Origin of the sequence: Desulfovibrio sp. (assembly GCF_014803725.1) — a bacterium.
Classification (GTDB): Bacteria; Desulfobacterota; Desulfovibrionia; order Desulfovibrionales; family Desulfovibrionaceae; genus Desulfovibrio.
The window spans coordinates 25,677-39,448 of sequence record NZ_JAAVBE010000020.1 but is presented as its reverse complement, the minus strand read 5'-3'; the positions used below and the strand labels follow the sequence as shown (position 1 = coordinate 39,448).

Annotated in this window: 11 protein-coding genes and 1 pseudogene; 8 read left to right on the top strand and 4 right to left on the bottom strand. The window is 67.0% G+C overall.

The features are described 5' to 3' along the window. The first annotated feature begins 56 nt into the window (after nt 1-56). From HDR50_RS12495 to HDR50_RS07125, 8 genes and pseudogenes are all read left to right on the top strand, one after another. Nucleotides 57-1,559: a heterodisulfide reductase-related iron-sulfur binding cluster gene (locus HDR50_RS12495; protein ID WP_365817129.1), complete on the top strand. Its 1,503-nt coding sequence runs from the start codon at nt 57-59 to the stop codon at nt 1,557-1,559. After that, on the top strand, nt 1,556-3,517 hold the full coding sequence (locus HDR50_RS07155; RefSeq protein ID WP_291357296.1) for a CoB--CoM heterodisulfide reductase iron-sulfur subunit A family protein: 1,962 nt from the start codon (nt 1,556-1,558) through the stop codon (nt 3,515-3,517). Before HDR50_RS12495 ends, HDR50_RS07155 begins: the two co-directional genes overlap by 4 nt. Next, nucleotides 3,505-4,950 (top strand): hydrogenase iron-sulfur subunit, encoded by a 1,446-nt coding sequence (locus tag HDR50_RS07150; RefSeq protein WP_291357294.1) that lies wholly within the window; start codon nt 3,505-3,507, stop codon nt 4,948-4,950. The genes HDR50_RS07155 and HDR50_RS07150 overlap by 13 nt, the downstream gene beginning before the upstream one ends. Next, nucleotides 4,950-6,023, top strand: a pseudogene (locus tag HDR50_RS12490) (4Fe-4S dicluster domain-containing protein). Before HDR50_RS07150 ends, HDR50_RS12490 begins: the two are co-directional and overlap by 1 nt. A gap of 466 nt (nt 6,024-6,489) precedes the next feature. Continuing rightward, the gene (locus tag HDR50_RS07140; protein WP_291357407.1) at nt 6,490-7,350 is read left to right on the top strand and encodes an FAD/NAD(P)-binding protein; all 861 of its coding nucleotides are present in this window, start codon (nt 6,490-6,492) and stop codon (nt 7,348-7,350) included. A gap of 169 nt (nt 7,351-7,519) precedes the next feature. Then, a complete protein-coding gene (locus HDR50_RS07135; protein ID WP_291357291.1) occupies nt 7,520-7,768 on the top strand; it encodes a hypothetical protein in 249 nt (82 codons plus the stop codon). A gap of 200 nt (nt 7,769-7,968) precedes the next feature. Next, nucleotides 7,969-9,165: a tyrosine--tRNA ligase gene (tyrS, locus tag HDR50_RS07130; RefSeq protein WP_291357289.1), complete on the top strand. Its 1,197-nt coding sequence runs from the start codon at nt 7,969-7,971 to the stop codon at nt 9,163-9,165. Nucleotides 9,166-9,215: 50 nt separating this feature from the next. Continuing rightward, nucleotides 9,216-10,484 carry a 6-phosphofructo-2-kinase/fructose-2,6-bisphosphatase gene (locus tag HDR50_RS07125; protein ID WP_291357287.1) on the top strand — a complete coding sequence of 423 codons (1,269 nt, stop codon included), beginning with the start codon at nt 9,216-9,218 and terminating at the stop codon, nt 10,482-10,484. Between the two features lie 103 nt (nt 10,485-10,587). Here the strand turns inward: HDR50_RS07125 and HDR50_RS07120 are convergent, their stop codons facing one another. From HDR50_RS07120 to HDR50_RS07105, 4 genes are all read right to left on the bottom strand, one after another. After that, nucleotides 10,588-11,013 (bottom strand): bacteriohemerythrin, encoded by a 426-nt coding sequence (locus HDR50_RS07120; RefSeq protein WP_291357285.1) that lies wholly within the window; start codon nt 11,011-11,013, stop codon nt 10,588-10,590. A gap of 133 nt (nt 11,014-11,146) precedes the next feature. Beyond that, the gene (locus HDR50_RS07115; protein WP_291357283.1) at nt 11,147-11,974 is read right to left on the bottom strand and encodes a YkgJ family cysteine cluster protein; all 828 of its coding nucleotides are present in this window, start codon (nt 11,972-11,974) and stop codon (nt 11,147-11,149) included. Nucleotides 11,975-11,996: 22 nt separating this feature from the next. Further along, on the bottom strand, nt 11,997-12,830 hold the full coding sequence (locus HDR50_RS07110; protein ID WP_291357281.1) for a histidinol-phosphatase HisJ family protein: 834 nt from the start codon (nt 12,828-12,830) through the stop codon (nt 11,997-11,999). Continuing rightward, nucleotides 12,827-13,768 carry a bifunctional riboflavin kinase/FAD synthetase gene (locus HDR50_RS07105; RefSeq protein WP_291357278.1) on the bottom strand — a complete coding sequence of 314 codons (942 nt, stop codon included), beginning with the start codon at nt 13,766-13,768 and terminating at the stop codon, nt 12,827-12,829. Before HDR50_RS07105 ends, HDR50_RS07110 begins: the two co-directional genes overlap by 4 nt. Nucleotides 13,769-13,772 lie beyond the last annotated feature (4 nt).

Sequence of the window (13,772 nt, the reverse complement as noted above, 5' to 3'; positions counted from 1 at the left end):
AAACGCGGTGTTTTGCCTTCCCGGTTNTNNAACCTGCGACCAGTNNCGGAGTTGCCATGATGAATGCCATCTCCCTTGGCCGGATGCGCGANNCGGNCTTCACCCGCGAGGTGGAGGAGCGCAGCGGCCAGGACATCTCCACCTGTTACCAGTGCGGCAACTGCACGGCNGGCTGCCCGGCGGGCTTNGTCTATGACCGCCAGGTNAACCAGATCATGCGCGGCGTNCAGCTNGGCCTNAANGAGCAGGTGCTCAAGTCCAATGCCGTCTGGTTCTGCCTCGGCTGCTCCATGTGCAGCCTGCGCTGCCCCAACAATATCGACGTGGCCCGCGTCATGGAGACCCTGCGCCACATGGCNNGNCANGAGGGCGACATCACNGTGCCCAGGGTGGAGAAGTTCTGGCTCTCCTTCCTCGATACGGTGCGCGCNTTCGGCCGCACCTGGGANATCGGCACCATGGCGCTCTACATGTTCCGCTCGCTCAGGCTCACCACCGACCTCGACCTCGCGCCNGCGGCGCTCAAGCGGCACAAGCTGCCCTTNATNCCNAAGTGCGCGCCCGACGAGGGCGCGGCCGCGGCCGGGCGCATCCTTNCGCGCTACAAGGAGCGGGCCANGGCNAGAGGGGGTGCGGCCATGAAGTTCGCCTATTATCCNGGCTGNTCGCAGGAAGGCTCGGCCCTTGATTACGGCAAGTCCACGGGCGCGCTCTGCGCGGCGCTCGGCATCGAGCTCGCCGAGATNCCGGGCTGGAGCTGCTGCGGCTCCACGCCGGCCCACGCCGTNGANACCCAGCTTTCCGCCGCGCTCTGCGCGCGCAACCTNGACCTTGCGGCNANGGAAGGCGCGGACCAGGTGGTCACGCCCTGNCCGAGCTGCCTTTCCAACCTGCGCCTTGCGGCCGACCGCATGAAGGACGAGGCCTTCCGCGAGGGCGTCAACGAGCTTCTGGACGCGCCCGCGGCCGAGGACCTGCCNGAGAGCACTTCGGTCATGCAGCTCATCGGCCGCGTCTATGACGCGGACACCCTGGCCGCCCGCGTGAAGAACCCGCTNACNGGCATCANGCTCGTGGCCTATTACGGCTGCCTCATGAGCCGCCCGGCGGANGTGATGCAGTTCGGCGACCCGGAAAACCCCACCCTCATGGAGACCCTGCTTTCCGCCTGCGGCGCGGAAATGGTGGAATTTCCGCTCAAGACGGTCTGTTGCGGCGCGTCCTTCGGCATNCCGGAGCGGCCGCTCACGGCGCGCAATTCCGGGCGCATCCTCGAGCTCGCGACCCGGCTCGGCGTGGACGCCATCGCCGTGGCCTGTCCGCTCTGCCAGATGAACCTTGANNTGCGNCAGAAGCAGGCGGCCAAGGTCGAGGACGCCNNTTTCCACATGCCGGTGCTCTATTTCACCCAGCTCATGGGCCTCGCCATGGGCATCGCGCCCGAGCACCTCGGTCTGGACCAGCTCTGCGTGAGCGCCGGGCCCCTCCTGCGCAAGATGGACGCCGCGCGCGCGGCCGCGGGCGCCAAGGGCACGGAAGCCAAGGGAGGCAAGGCATGAGAATCGGCGTTTTCGTCTGCCATTGCGGCAGCAATATCGCGGGCACCGTNGACGTGGCCNAGGTGGCCGAGCGCGCCCGCCACTATCCCGATGTCGTCTACGCGGACGACCCCATGTACACCTGCGCCGAGCCGGGGCAGCAGGCCATCGAGCAGGCCATCCACGACTACAAGCTCGACGGCGTGGTCGTGGCCTCCTGTACGCCGCGCATGCACGAGCCCACCTTCCGCCGCACGGTGGAGCGCGCGGGCCTCAACCCCTACATGTTCGAGATGGCCAATATCCGCGAGCATGTCTCGTGGATCGGCAAGGACAAGGAGGCCAACACCAACAAGTCGGCCGAGCTCGTGCTCATGGCCGTGGAAAAGCTGCGCCGCAACCGGCCGCTTTCGCCCAAGGCCTTCGAGGTGACGAAGAAGGTGCTCATCATCGGCGGCGGCGTGGCCGGCACCCAGGCCGCGCTCGACTGCGCGGACGGCGGCGTGCCCGTCATCCTCGTGGAGCGCGAGGCCACCATCGGCGGCAAGATGGCCAAGCTCGACAAGACCTTCCCCACCGTGGACTGCTCGGCCTGCATCCTCGGGCCCAAGATCGTGGATGTGTCCCAGCATCCGCTCATCACGCTCTACGCCTACTCCGAGGTGGAGGACATCTCGGGCTATGTGGGCAACTTCGAGGTGAAGATCCGCAAAAAGACGCCCTATGTGGACTGGAGCAAGTGCACGGGCTGCGGCGCCTGCACCGAGAAATGCCCGAGCAAGAAGACGCCCGACGCCTTCAACGAGTACATGGGCGACACCACGGCCATCAATATCGCCTTCCCCCAGGCCATCCCGAAAAAGGCGGTCATCAACGCGCCCTATTGCCGCAAGCTCACGAGCGGCAAGTGCGGCATCTGCGCCAAGGTCTGCCCCACGGGCGCCGTGGATTACGAGCTCAAGGACGAATACGTCACCGAGACCGTGGGCGCCATCGTGGCGGCCACGGGCTATGACCTCATGGACTGGTCCGTCTATGAGCAATATGGCGGCGGCCGCTACCCGGATGTCATCACCGGCCTCCAGTACGAGCGCCTGCTCAACGCCTCCGGCCCCACGGGCGGCCATGTGGTGCGGCCNTCGGACGGCCGCGAGCCCGAGAACGTGGTCTTCATCCAGTGCGTGGGCTCGCGCGACAGGTCCGTGGGGCGCCCCTACTGCTCCTCGTTCTGCTGCATGTACACGGCCAAGCAGGCCGTGCTCACCAAGGACCATTTGCCCAATTCCCATTCCTATATCTTCTATATGGACATCCGCGCGGCGGGCAAGCTCTATGACGAGTTCACGCGCCGCACCATGGAGGAATACGGCACCCACTACATCCGGGGCCGCGTTTCCGCCATCTACCCGGACGGCGAGGGCCGCTANGTGGTCATGGGCGCGGACACGCTCATGGGCGAGCCCATCGAGATCAAGGCCGACCTCGTGGTCCTCGCCGTGGGCATCCAGGCCAGCGCGGGCGCGGNNAAGCTGGCGGAAAAGCTGCGCATCTCCTATGACGCCTACGGCTTCTTCATGGAGAGCCACGTCAAGCTGAAGCCCGTGGAGACCAATACCGCGGGCGTGTTCCTCGCCGGCGTGTGCCAGGGGCCCAAGGACATCCCGGCCTCGGTGGCCCAGGGCTCCGCGGCGGCGGCCAAGGTGCTCGGCCTCTTCGCGAAGCCCCAGCTCGAGAGCGACCCGGCCATCGCCCATGTGGACATGCGCCGCTGCGTGGACTGCGGCAAGTGCATCCGCTGCTGCCCCTTCGGCGCCATCGAGGAAGTGAACATGCGCGGCGTCAACAAGGCGCAGGTCATTGAAACGGTCTGCCAGGGCTGCGGCCTCTGCGTGGCGACCTGTCCGCAGGGCGCCATCCAGCTCTCGCATTCCACCGACAACCAGATTCTCGCGGAGGTCAACGCGCTATGCCGGTTCTAGAAGGCAAGGAACTGCGGATCGTCGGCTTTCTCTGCAACTGGTGCTCCTACGGCGGCGCGGACACGGCCGGCGTGGCGCGCGCCGGGCAGCCCACCGACCTGCGCGTCATCCGCGTGCCCTGTACGGGCCGCGTGGACCCGCTCTTCATCGTCAAGGCCCTTTTGGANGGCGCGGACGGCGTGCTCGTTTCCGGCTGCCACCCGCGCGACTGCCACTATTCGGTGGGCAATTNCTACGCCCGCNGNCGCCTCGAGGTGGTGCGCGANTTNNTGCCCGTNNTCGGCATCGACCAGCGCCGCTTCGCCTACACCTGGGTGTCGGCCTCGGAAGGCCAGCGCTGGCAGGAGGTGGTGCAGAAATTCACCGCCGAGATCCATGACCTCGGNCCNGCGCCGCGCCTCGAGGACGCCAAGCCCCTGCTCAGGCTCGCCGACATGGCCCTCACCTCGCTGCATCCGCTGGGCACCGGGGAAAAGGCGGCGCTCGCCGAGCTCAAGGANGCCATCAAGCAGAANCTCCCGGAGCTCGAGTTCGTCATCGGCTGGCAGCAGGGCTATGACGCGGCNCATACCGTGCCGCTCTTCATGAAGACCCCGGANGACGTGGACAAGCTCGTCTGGGGCCCGCTCAACGTCAACAANCCGGCCGTCTACCTGCCGCAGTTCAAGGGCAAGAAGGTCGGCATCGTGGTCAAGGGCTGCGATTCGCGCTCCATCGCCGAGCTCTTGCAGGAAAAGCTCATCAACCGCGAGGACGTGACCATCTTCTCCATCCCCTGCGAGGGNGTGCTGGANATGGCCCGCGTNAANACCGAGCTCGGCCGCTACACNAAGATCGACAGCGTNNCCATGGACGAGGCTTCCGTGACCATCACGGCCGACGGCAAGGAGCACCGCTTCTGCATGACCGAATGCGCCCAGGGCAAGTGCTATGGCTGCACCACGCCGGGCGCGGTCATCGCCGACNAGCGCTTCGGCACGCCCGTGGAGGTGACGCCGGCCGCGNACACGCCGCCCGAGCTCGCCATGCTCGACGCCATGAGCCTTGAGGAGCGCATGGGCTTCTGGAAGGCGCAGATGGAGCGCTGCCTGCGCTGCTACGCCTGCCGCAACGCCTGCCCCATGTGCGTCTGCCGCGACTACTGCATCTCCGATTCCCGCGAGCCGCACTGGATGAGCCAGGGCGAGAGCGCGCGCGACAAGCTCTTCTTCCAGACCATCCACGCCCTGCACCTCGCCGGGCGCTGCACGGGCTGCGGCGAGTGCCAGCGCGCCTGCCCGGTGGGCATCCCCATCCTCGCCCTGCGCCAGCAGATCGCCCGCGCGGTGGGCAAGCTCTTCGGCGGCTACCAGTCCGGCATCAACCCGGAAGCCATCCCGCCGCTCTTGACCTACGCGGCGGAAGAACCGCATATCCATGAGAGGGAGTGGTAATGAGCAAGTTCCGTTTTGTCGCTTCGGACGGGCTTCCGGGCGTTGCGGCCNNCCTCGCCAAGGGCGGNCGCCGCGTGCTCGTGCCCGTGGAAAAGCCCGCNGCCTCCAAGCCCTCCGTGGTGTTCGCGCCCTATGAGCCGGGTATNANGATGACCCTCGCCAAGGCCACCGTGCCCCCCAAGGANGCNGTGCTCCCCGAGTGCGAGACCCTGATGACCTTNNANAAAAGCCGCGACCCNGCNGACCTCAACCAGACCACNNTGGCNCTCACGGCNGTNGANGAGGGNNNNCCNACCGTGGTNTTNGCCTGCCGCNCCTGNGACGCGCGNGGCTTCGCGGCNCTNGACAANCCCTNNCTCGANGGCCTCTANGCCGACCCCTACTACAAGGCGCGGCGCGAAAANCTCACCGTGGTGAGCCTCACCTGCGCCACGGGCTGCGAGACCTGTTTCTGCCACTGGGTGGGCGGGGGNCCCACNTCGCCCATCGGCTCGGACGTGCTNATCACCGANATCGAGGGCGGCTATGTGCTCCAGGCCATGACNNNGNNNGGCGAGGAACTGCTGGANGCNANNGGCCTNCCTGACGGNGCGGANAAGTTCCCNCTGGCCGAGGCCGCNCGCAAGGCCGCNTGGGCGANCCTCGTGCCCGCGCCGGANNTGAAGGCGGCGCAGGANAGCCTCAAGGCCATGTTCGAGGACNNGGNNTTCTGGNAGGCCGAGACCGCGCGCTGCATNTCCTGCGGGGCCTGCACCTATTTCTGCCCCACCTGCTACTGCTTCAANATCACNGANGAGGGCGAGCCGNAANNNCCCNNNGGCGGNCGNCGCCTNNGNAGCTGGGACAACTGCATGTCCTCGCTCTACACGCGCGAGGCCAGCGGCCACAATCCGCGCCCGGAGAAATACCAGCGCATGCGCAACCGCGTTTCGCACAAGTTCTGGACCTACCCGGAAAACTGGGGGCCCTACCTGTGCAGCGGCTGCGGGCGCTGTATCACCAACTGCCCGGTCTGCCTTGACATCCGCGCCATCGTGCTTGACGCCGTGGCCGCGGCCAAGGGCAAGGTCTAGGGCCTTCGTGGCATCTCTTGAAGTCCATTTGTGTGAAAGGAGCTGATTCATGGCAACCAGGAAGACTGCCGGAAAGGCCAAGGCCGCTCCCAAGGCTTCGGACGCCGATACGAAAAAGACCAAGGGCCGCGCCGCCCCGGCTGCCGGGGGCAAGAGCGCCAAGGCCGACAAGGCTCCCAAGGCCCCCAAGGCTGTAAATGGCGAGGCCGCGCCCGTGGAGGAAAAGGCCCTGCCCGCGGACGAGCACCCCATGTTGACCGAATTGAAGGAAGCGCCTCTCCCGGCCGTGGAAGGCGAGACCCTGCCCGTGCCCGAAAACGAGGCGCCTCACGTCGCCAAGGCTGCGGAAGCCCCCAAGGCTGCCAAAGCGGAGGCTGCCAAAGCCGCGCCCAAGGCTGCCGAAAAGGAGGATGTGGCCCCCAGGCCAGCGCCCAAACAGGACGCCGCCGGCAAGCCGGGTCCGCGCATGCCCGCGGGCATCACGCCGCGGCCGCTCATGATCGGCAACCCGTACCTCCCCAAGCTCGCCACCGTGGTGGAGATCATCCAGGAGACGCGCAATATCCGCACCCTGCGAGTGGTGCTCGATGACGCCGAAGCCATGGAGAACTTCACCTTCGAGCCCGGCCAGGTGGGGCAGGTCTCGGTGTTCGGCGCGGGCGAATCCACCTTTGTCATCAATTCGCCGCCGTCCGAGAAGAGCTTTCTCCAGTTCTCGGTCATGGACGCGGGCGAGGTCACGGACGCCATCCACCACCTTTCGCCCGGCGACAAGGTGGGCGTGCGCGCGCCGCTCGGGAATTATTTTCCCTGGAAGGACTGGAAGGGCAAGAACGTCTTTTTCATCGGCGGCGGCATCGGCATGGCGCCCATCCGCACCATCATGCTGCACCTTTTGGAGCGCAAGGAGGATTACGGCAAGATCAGCCTGCTCTACGGCGCGCGCAGCCCAGTGGACATGGCCTACAGCTACGAGCTCGACGACTGGAAGCAGAACCCCGACCTCGACTGCACGCTCTGCATCGACAACCCCTATGAGAACTGGGGGTACCGCGTGGGCCTCATCCCCAAGGTGCTGGAGGAGCTGGCGCCCTCGCCGGAGAATACCGTTGCCGTGCTCTGCGGGCCGCCCATCATGATCAAGTTCACCCTTCAGGCGCTGGAAAAGCTCGGCTTCGCGCCTGAGAACATCGTGACCACGCTGGAAAAGCGCATGAAGTGCGGCATCGGCATCTGCGGCCGCTGCAATATCGGCAGCCGCTATGTCTGCGTGGACGGGCCGGTGTTCACGCTCAAGGAATTGCAGGGCTTGCCGCCGGACATGTAAGCGGCCAGGGCCTCGCGTTTGGGGGCCGGTCCCGCGGGTCATGCCTGCGGGGCCGGCTTCTTTCATTCCGAGTTGGCATTTCCCTTGCATATTAGTGGGCGTTCCCGCTCATGCGGCAATTTTGACGCACCCCGCCTTCGGGCGGTTTTTGGACCAAAGGAGACTGACCATGGAAATTTCCGGCATCCGTTCCGCGCTTCCCTTTGCCTTTCCCACGCTCGACAAGGATGGCGCCGAGGCCGCGCCCGCGCCGGTTGGGGACATGGTCGATATCCACGCGCCCACCCTGCTCGACGACAGCGAGGTGGACGGCGTTCTCGACGACACCCTCTCCATGATCGCGCAGGACAATGTGGCGGCCCTGTCCGTCCATGGCGGCCTTTCCGAAAGCCGCGTCTTCGCCCTGCTCGGCATGTAGCACCCGGGCAGCGCCCGGGGCCGGCCTCTCGCGCCGCGCCCGCCGGGCATTTGACAGCGCCGCCGGCGAAAGAGTATCAAAATGCCGGGCCGTTCCGTCATGGTGACGGGGCGCCCGGCATTTTTTTCCGGCCTTCCGGCGCGGGCAGAAGCCCGTCTGTCGGAGGCCCGGGCTCCACGTCAAGATACCGGCAGGCACTCATGACCGACATTGACCGCCAGATGGCGCTCATCCGGCGCGGCGCGGCGGAAATCATCGACGAGGGCGAGCTTGCCGCCAAGCTGGCGGCAGGGCGCCCCCTGCGCGTCAAGGTGGGCTTCGACCCCACCGCGCCCGACCTGCACCTCGGGCACACGGTGGTCATGCACAAGATGCGCCACTTCCAGGAGCTGGGGCACACGGTCATCTTCCTCATCGGCGACTTCACGGGCCGCATCGGCGACCCTTCGGGCAAGAGCGAGACGCGCCCCCCGCTCACCGAGGAGCAGGTACTCGCCAATGCCGCGACCTACAAGAGCCAGGTCTTCAAGATCCTCGACCCGGAAAAGACCATAGTGGCGTTCAACTCCCGCTGGTTCGGCCAGATGGGCGCCGCGGACTTCATCCGCCTGGCCGCGCATTCCACCGTGGCCCGCATGCTGGAACGCGACGACTTTGAAAAGCGCTTCCGCGAGGAGCGGCCCATCTCCATCCACGAATTCCTCTATCCGCTCTGCCAGGGCTATGACTCGGTGGCGCTTGAGGCCGATGTTGAGATGGGCGGCACGGACCAGAAGTTCAACCTGCTCATGGGCCGCAACCTCCAGGGCCACTACGGCCAGCCCGGCCAGACCATCATCACCATGCCGCTGCTCGAGGGCACGGACGGCGTGCGCAAGATGTCCAAGTCCTATGGCAACTATGTGGGCATCAGCGAGGCGCCGGAGCAGATGTTCGGCAAGCTCATGGCCATTTCAGACGAGCTCATGTGGCGCTATTACGAGCTGCTCTCGGCCAAAAGCCTCGAGGCCATCGCGGCCCTGCGCGCCGAGGTGGAAGGGGGGAAAGTTCACCCCAAGGCCGCCAAGGAGGACCTGGCCAGCGAGATGGTGACGCGCTACCACGGCGAGGAGGCGGCCAAGGCCGCCCGCCAGTCGTTCAACGCGGTCTTTGCCGGCGGCTCCTTCCCCGAGGACGCGCCCGAATATGCCTGTGCAGCCGGCGAGGCGAGTACCCCGGCGGCGTTTCTCGAGGCCGCGGGCCTCGTCAAGAGCCGCGCCGAGGCCAAGCGCCTCGTGAAGGAAGGCGCGCTCAGCATCAATGGCGAGCGCGCGGGCGACGCGGCCGCGCCCCTGGCGGCCGGGAATTACGAGGTCAGGCTCGGCAAGAAGCGCTTTTTGCGGCTCACCGTGCGCTGACGGCGCCTTCCACCGCGCCCGGCGCCCGCATCCACCCACGGAGGCACGAGATGCACAAGCTCTATGTGGCAATGGTCGGCCTGCCGGGCAGGGGCAAATCCACCATGGCGCGCCGCATCCGCGACGGGCTCCTGGCCGAGGGCATCGCCGCCAAGATCTTCAACAATGGCGACATCCGCCGCCAGTTGCTCGGCGCCGAATCCACGGAGCCGGATTTCTACAATCCCGACAACAGCTTCGGCCGCCAGGCGCGCGAGATGATCGCGCGCCGCAACCTCGAGGAGGCGCAGTCCTGGCTCGCCTCCGGCGACGGCGAGGTGGCCATCCTTGACGCCACCAACGCGAGCCGCGCCCGGCGCCAGTTCATCGAGTCCAAGCTGCGCGACCATCCCGTGCTCTTTGTGGAGTGCGTCAACGAAGACCCGCTCCTGCTCAATGCCTGCATCCGGCGCAAGGCCGACCTGCCTGAGTACGCGTCGTATACGAAGGACGAGGCGCTCAAGAGCTTCATGCAGCGCATCGAGTATTACGAGACCATCTACGACCCGCTGACGGACGAAAAATACTGGATGTGCGTGGATTCCACGGCCAACCGCGTGCTCGCCGAGCGCCCCTGCGAGAGCTCGCCCTATTATGCGGCCATCCGCGAGATCGTGGTCAGCGTGTGGACGCCCTGCCTCTACCTCGCGCGCCACGGCCAGACCGAGTTCAACGTCCAGGGCCGCATCGGCGGCGACCCGCCGCTCACCGCCAAGGGCCGCGCCCAGGCCCAGGCGCTGGCGCGCCACATGGAGGGGCGGCCCATAGACTGGGTGTTCACCTCCACGCGCATGCGCTCCCACGAGACGGCCGCGCCCCTGCTGGAGAGCCACCCCGAGGCCCATGTCATGGCCCTGCGCGAATTTGACGAGATCTGGGCCGGCGACTGCGAGAACATGCTTTACTCGGAGATCCGCGAGAAAATGCCCGAGGTCACGGCGGCCCGCAACGCGGACAAGTACGCCTACGCCTATCCCAACGGCGAAAGCTACGCCATCCTGCGCGAGCGCGTGCAGCGCGGCCTTCGGCGCGCGCTCTTCCTCGCGGGCGACCAGCCCCTGCTCATCCTGGGGCACCAGGCCATCAACCGCGTGCTCGTGTCGCTCTTTTTGCGCCAGCGCACGGAAGACGTGCCTTACATCCACATCCCGCAGAACCAGTATTTCCACATCGCGCTCACGCCGCACCGCAAGCTCTTCGAGCGCATCCCCTACGAGGGCAGCGGCGGCATGCCCGTGGACAAGGACACGGCCCTCAAGGATCCGCAGATCTACGCGTGAGCCTGGGGCGCAGACGCGGCGCAGCTAAAAAACACGCCGCCGGGATGCCATGCAAAGGCGCCCCGGCGGCTCGCGTTTTAAGGATGGGGGCGCCGGGGGCGCCTCAGCTTTCCGCGGCCTCTTCCTCTTCGCTATCGAGATACTTCAGCAATTCCCGGTCATGGCCGAGGATATGCTTGCTCATCCACTTGCCGCAGATGTTGAGGAACTGGTGGATGGAATCCTCGGAATACTTTTTGTTTTCCATGCGCGAATAGAGGCGGGGCACGATGCGGTGGCGCATGCCGTCGTGGATGGCCTTGTGCGCTTCATAATCCCGAAAATCAATGGCGCGCATATAGGCTTCCTCATCCTCGAAATGCTTGACCACATAGGTGCGCAGATACTTGACGGCCTCGGCGGCGCCCCATTGCGTGTTGCCGCCCACGCGCACCATCTTGTGCAGGCGGTTGATGACGCGGAAAATTTCCCTGTGGGCATGGTCGATGCTTTCCACGCCGACTTCGTAGCGTTCGTGCCAATCCAGCATGCGGGACCTCACGGGTGACAGGTGACCGTGCCGGAAATCGAGAACACGGGAAGGGTCCCGCCTGCTACCATGGGCGCGCCGCCCCGTCAATGCCAATGGCGCTTTTGGCCCGGTGCCGGACGGAAGGGCGGCTTCAGCTCCCGGTACGCGTGAGGTTGGGGCTCACCCCGAAGATGACGAGCTCCATCCAGTCCAGCGCAAAGTCCAGGGCGGCCTCGTCGCCGGCGAGGCTGTCCTCCATGATGCGCGCCTGGCGCTCCTCGGGCACCTCCACCCGCGAAAAGATGCGCATGGTCTCGATGAGCTCGCGGAACTTGTCGAGCTGGTAGAGGCAGAGGATGGCCATGGTGGCGAGCCTGGGCTCAAGCTGCCGCTCCGTGGCGCGCACCATGGCCATGAGGCGCATGTAGCGGTCATTGAAGGCGGTATACGGCTCCATGCCCTCGTTGGCGAACCACTGGGCCGGCGTGCGCGCCGTGCCGTGGTCAAAGCCGCGGCAATGTTCCTCCCGCACGAGGAAGAAGCGCTCGTTCACGCCGTCAGTGCCCATGCGTGCGCCGCGCCCGAGCGGATAGCAGCGGCAGGCGCCCGGCCGGTCCTCATAGACCGAGCAGCCAGCCGGGGTCACGAAGGGGCAGGGCGCGTCCGGGCTTTCCAGCATGCGAAGAAGCGGCAGGGGAAAGCCCGTATCCGGGAAGGAGCGCATGCTGGCGAAGGTGCGCAGAAAGTCCTCGCCGCTCATGCCGAGCTGGCGCCGCAGGCGCAGCACGTCATAGGGCGTGAGCGGCAGGGTGAGCTCGGCGCAGCAGCGGTTGAAGCAGGGCATGTGCGGCCCGCAGTCGAAAACGAAGGTCTCGTCCGGGGCGAGCTCGGGCAGGCTTTCCAGCAGGTCGCGGCCTTCGTCCGTGTCGGGCTGGCTGGCGTCGATGTGGTCGGGACCGGGCAGTTTGGTGCCGTCCATGGGCGCTCCGGGGCGCGGGCGTTCAGAACGCGAGGCGCCGTTTTTGGCGGTTGATGAAGATGACCGACTCCGCATAGCCGAAGGAGCGGGCATAGCTGGCCAGGCGGTCAAAGGGGCGCCCCACGTCCGCCGGGCGGTGCGCGTCCGAGCCGAAGCAGATGTCCACCCCGGCCCCGGCCGCGAGGCGCATGATGGCCGGCGCCGGGTAGGGCTCGGCAAAGTCGAGGCGCAGGCCCGCTGCCGAGACCTCCATGGCCGTGCCGCTTTCGGAGAGGGCCGAAACGGCAGCCTCCAGCGGAGCCCGGCTTTCCGCGGCGCCGAGCCAGGCATGGAAATCGTCCACCGCCCGCAGCTTGATGAAATCCGGGTGCGAGGCCACGTCAACGAGGCCGCTTTTCACCATGGAGGCCATTTCGTAAAAATAGGCGGCAAAGCGGGCGAAGCGCTCCTCGCGCGGGACTTCCGGCCCCCAGTTGGCGATCGCGCCCACGGACATGCCGTCCAGATAGTGCAGGGAGCCGAGCACATAGTCGAAGGGCCATGCGGCCACCAGCTCGCGCATATAGCCGAGGCGCGAGGGCAGCCAGTCCAGCTCCAGCCCGAGGAGGATGCGCGGGCCGTCGGCACCGGGCTGGGCGGATTTTTCCCTGAGCTTCAGCACCTCGGCCGCATAGCGCGGGAATCCGGCGGCGAGATCGCCGGTATAGAGCGCGCAGGAAAAGCCCCCGGGCAGCGGCGAATGCTCGGAGAAGCCGAACCACGCGAGCCCGGCCGCCTTGGCCTGCGCGGCCATGGCGGCCACGTCGGCCGTGCCGTGCGAGGCCAGGGTATGGTTGTGCATGTCGGCGGTGATCATGCGGGCTCCGGGTGCTCGGCGTCCTCAGCCAGCAGGCGCCGGGCCAGCGCCACGTCCGCGCTGATCTGCCGGCCGAGCGCGGCCGCATCGGGGAAGCGCTGTTCGCCGCGCAGGCGCGCCGCGAATTCGAGGGCAAGGTCCTCGCCGTAGAAGTCGCCTTCCGCATCCAGCAAAAAACTCTCCACGGTGAGGCGGTCGCCCCCGAAGGTAGGCTTCATGCCGATATTGGTCACGGCGTCGAAGCTCCGGCCCCCCAAGCGGGCGCGCGTTGCATAGACGCCGTTTGCCGGCAGCAGCGTGGCCGCGCCGTCGAGGTTGGCCGTGGGAAAGCCCAGGCCCCGGCCGCGGCCCTCCCCGTGCGCCACTGCGCCGGAGACCGCATAGGGGCGCCCCAAAAGGTGCCGCGCCAGGGCCACGTCGCCCCCGGCAAGACACTCCCGAAGGCGCGTGGAGCTCACGGGCGCCCCGCCGGCGAGCACCGCGCTCACCTGCTCCACGCCGAAGCCCATGTCGCGGCCGAGCTGCTGCAAAAGTTCCGGGTGGCCGCTGCGGCCCCTGCCGAGGGTGAAATCGTGCCCCACCACGAGTTCGCGGGGCTGGAGCGGCAAGAGGTAGCCGCGCACGAAATCCTCTGGGGAGAGCGCCGCGAGCTCGCGCGTGAAGGGCAGCTCAAGGATGTGGCGCACGCCAAGGCGCTCCAGAAGGGCGAAGCGCTCGGCGCGCGTGCTCAGGGGGGCGTGCGGGCGCTCAGGCGTGAGCACGGTGCGCGGGTGCGGGCGAAAGGTCACGACCACGCAGTCAAGGCCGCGGGCGCCGCAGACCTCGAGGGTGCGCCGCACGAGCGCCTGGTGCCCCAAGTGCACGCCGTCAAAGTTGCCGATGGTCACGCCCGTGGCAGGCAGCGCGGCAAAGGCGGCGGGGGTGTCGGCGATCTGCATGGCA